The following is a 2,955-nucleotide window of genomic DNA, read 5'->3' on the forward strand; positions in this document are numbered from 1 at the left end:
CGCCGACCAGCATGGAAGGCCGCGCGATGACCCAGGCGTCGAAGCCCACGGTCGCCAGTGCGTCTTCCATCTCGCCCTTCACGCGGCTGTAGAAGACGCTGGCGTTGGCCTTTGCGCCCATCGCACTGACCAGGCCGGCACGCCGGGCGCCCGCAGCCCGCGCCGCGCGGGCCACCGCCAGATTGGCATCGAAATCCACCGCCCGGAACGCCGGCTGGCTGCCAGCGATCCTGATCGTCGTACCCAGCGCCAGGTAGACCTCGTCGACCGAGGGCAGCGGTGGCAAGGCAGCGAAGTCCACGACATGCGCGCTGAGCTTCGCGTGCCTCGCCGCAAGCGGGCGCCGGACCAATGCATGCACCTGCATGACCGAAGCATTGGCCAGCAGCAGCGCCAACAAGGCCTGGCCCACCAGCCCGGTCGCACCGGCGATCAGGACCCTGCGGCCGGGATTCACGCGAGCTTCATCGGTCATGACAGGCCTCTGGTCAGCAAAGGGGCCGATGTTAGGCGCTTGGTGCAGGCCGCTCCGGTCCGGCCTGCCTGGCTTCACTCGCCGGTCGGATGCGCGACAACCGGGCAGTCCGGCACATAGCCCGTCGGCAGCGCCGAGGGGAAGTGGTACAGGTCGAAGAAGTGCGTGAAGTTGGCGTAGCCGTTGTAGGGCCCGCTCTTGTGGTCGTATTTCTTCGCCACCCCGTGGCAGGCCACGTCACCGGAACCCTTGGCCTGGTACGCGGCAGACAAGGCGACACCGAAGTTCGCGTCGTGCAGGTCGAAGTAGTCGGCCCAGACGGTGCCCGGGCGCGGGTATTGCGCGCGGCAGTTGGTGTCGCTGTTGTCGCTGCACCAGTGCTGCAGCGTCACGCTACCGTGGCTGATCGGCTCTTCGTCGTACATCACGCGGATCGGCGGCAGCGTGGCACCGGAAGTGGCCGCTTGAACGTCTTCGAGCGCGCAGCCGGCGTCGTAGCTGTCAGGCAGGTTGTAGTTGTCCGGGTCATTGACATAAGCGCTGTAGTCCTCCGGCAGGATGAAGGTCTTCTTGACCTTGGCCTTCTTGTAGCAGCTCTGCGCCTGGTAATCCCACACCGCGCGCACCGTGCTGCTCTCTGCACGCCAGGGCTTGCCGGGCACGGATGCCGCAGCGTCGGGCCGGATCGCCCACAGCATGTTCAGCGTGCCGCGCGACTGGCCGACCAGGAACACGTTGGCCGGGTCGATGTGAAGCTCGTCCGCGTGGTACTTCAGGTACTGGACCGCATCGCGGATGTCGGTGTTGCCGGGCAGGTCGGTGGGATGGGCGGGGTCGTAGGAAGCCGTCGGATGGCGGAACTGCAGCGATGCGACGGCATAACCCGCCTGCATCGCCGGCACCAGCACGCTCTGGAAGATGGTGGACTCTTCGTAGGGCGCGTTTTTCGCAGCCCGGAAGTCTTCGGTCATGCCGGTGGGATGCGTCCAGATGATCAGCGGGCGGACCACATTGATGTCGGACGTGGGATACCAGAGGTCAGCGCGCTGCACCAGGCGGCCCTGCGTCGGTGCCGGTTCGTACCAGTCCTGCGCATCGCCGTAGCAGTAGTCCTGCGCGGTCCAGAAGGTGTAGGTCTGAGGGTTGCCGTTGTAGTCGATCACGGTGCGGCTGACCTTCTGGGGCGTGGGCACCGCTGTCGAACAGGCGATGTCGTCCGCGGCGAGCGCAGCGTGGGCCAGGCCCATGCCGAGGGCAACGCCACACAGCAGGCGAGTGGGGAAGAACAACTTCGAAAACATGGATCCTCCGATGCGAAATTCGCGACTTTAGGAGCCGCTGTTTCGCGGTGGAAGCCCCGCTTGCCCTGGAAATCCCCGTCCCCCCACGATCCACGTAAGCAAACGCTTCAGGCCCGGCACCGCAAGCCCGCGGCGGCGCTCAAAACCCGGTGGCCAGGGCCTGGACCTCGGCCATCGCACCGGCCCGCGCAGACTGCGTCCGGGCTTCCGAAATGCTGGTGCCGTCGATGCCCACCACCGTCACTTCCGGCACGCCCAGCATGCCTAGCCAGTGGCGCAGGTAGGGTGTCACGAAGTCCCAGGCGGCCGTGGGCGAGCCAGGCGCATAGATCCCGCCTCGCGCCGAGACCACCAGCGCCTTGCGGGCCTTCAGCAAGCCCTCCATGCCCTTCTGCGGGTCAGGGCGGAAGGTCAGGCCGGGTTGGGTGACCACGTCCAGCCAGTGCTTGAACCTGTAGGGCACGCCGAAGTTCCACAGCGGCACGCTGAGCAGCAGCAGCTCGGCGCGCTGCAGGCGTTGTGCGTGGCGACTGACCTCGGCCCACGCAGCCGCTTCCTCCTGCGTGTGCGGCAAACCGCTGCGGGCTGCGAATTTCGCACTCAGCGCGGCGCCGTCGAATTCGGGCAAGGTCAAGTCCGGCGTCCACAGGTCCCAGGTGTCGAGCTCGACTTCGGGGTGTCGCGTCAGGTAGGCATCCAGGAAGGCGCGGGCGACGGCGGCGGAGTGGGAGCGCTGTTGGCGCGGAGAAGATTCAATGTAGAGCAGCGTGGTCATGAAGGTCATCAGTCAAAAAGCTTCGATGGCCCGAATGCTAGGAAGCAGCGGCTGGACTGTGAATGACACAGAATCCACAAATCATGACGCAGCGTCCAAGCCTTTCTTCCGCCGCAGCGGCGCCTCCGGGCCTGGTCGACAAGTCCGTGCCGCCCCTGCCGGTGCCCGCCTTCGATGCCTTGTTCCAGGCGCTGCGCATCAAGGGCGTGGTCTATTACGCGCAGGACTTCCACGGCGACTGGGCGATGCACTTTCTCCACACCGTGCACGCGCGTATCCACGTGGTGCTGTGGGGCCGCTGCTGGTTGCAGGTCGGCGGGCAGACGCTGGCGCTGAGGGCCAACGACCTGGTGCTGATGCCCGAAGGCGTGGAACACGTGCTCGGCCACGGCGACCCTGCGCAG

At 66.5% G+C, this 2,955-nt stretch carries 4 protein-coding genes; 1 reads left to right on the forward strand and 3 read right to left on the reverse strand.

Features of this window, described 5'->3' with window-relative positions; all coding sequences use genetic code 11:
* From FKP22_RS25920 to FKP22_RS25930, 3 genes are all read right to left on the reverse strand, one after another.
* A partial coding sequence (locus FKP22_RS25920; protein WP_141290692.1) for an NAD(P)H-binding protein occupies nucleotides 1-475 on the reverse strand: 475 nt, incomplete at its 3' end.
* Between the two features lie 74 nt (nucleotides 476-549).
* On the reverse strand, nucleotides 550-1,776 hold the full coding sequence (locus FKP22_RS25925; RefSeq protein ID WP_141290694.1) for an alpha/beta hydrolase family protein: 1,227 nt from the start codon (nucleotides 1,774-1,776) through the stop codon (nucleotides 550-552).
* 139 nt (nucleotides 1,777-1,915) lie between these two features.
* Complete coding sequence (locus FKP22_RS25930; protein ID WP_141290696.1) at nucleotides 1,916-2,560, reverse strand: FMN-dependent NADH-azoreductase; 645 nt, start codon at nucleotides 2,558-2,560, stop codon at nucleotides 1,916-1,918.
* A 74-nt stretch (nucleotides 2,561-2,634) separates the two neighbouring features.
* Here FKP22_RS25930 and FKP22_RS25935 point away from each other — a divergent pair.
* Nucleotides 2,635-2,955: cupin domain-containing protein (locus tag FKP22_RS25935; RefSeq protein ID WP_211361590.1), on the forward strand; the 321-nt coding region annotated here is incomplete at its 3' end.

The sequence above is a fragment of the Ideonella azotifigens genome, from assembly GCF_006519715.1.
GTDB classification, from domain to species: Bacteria; Pseudomonadota; Gammaproteobacteria; order Burkholderiales; family Burkholderiaceae_C; genus Ideonella; species Ideonella azotifigens.

What these genes read in the sequence shown, in the direction of transcription:
- FKP22_RS25930 (WP_141290696.1), bottom strand. Translation starts at nt 2,560, where the DNA reads ATGACCTTCATGACCACGCTGCTCTACATTGAATCTTCTCCGCGCCAA.
- FKP22_RS25925 (WP_141290694.1), bottom strand. Translation starts at nt 1,776, where the DNA reads ATGTTTTCGAAGTTGTTCTTCCCCACTCGCCTGCTGTGTGGCGTTGCC.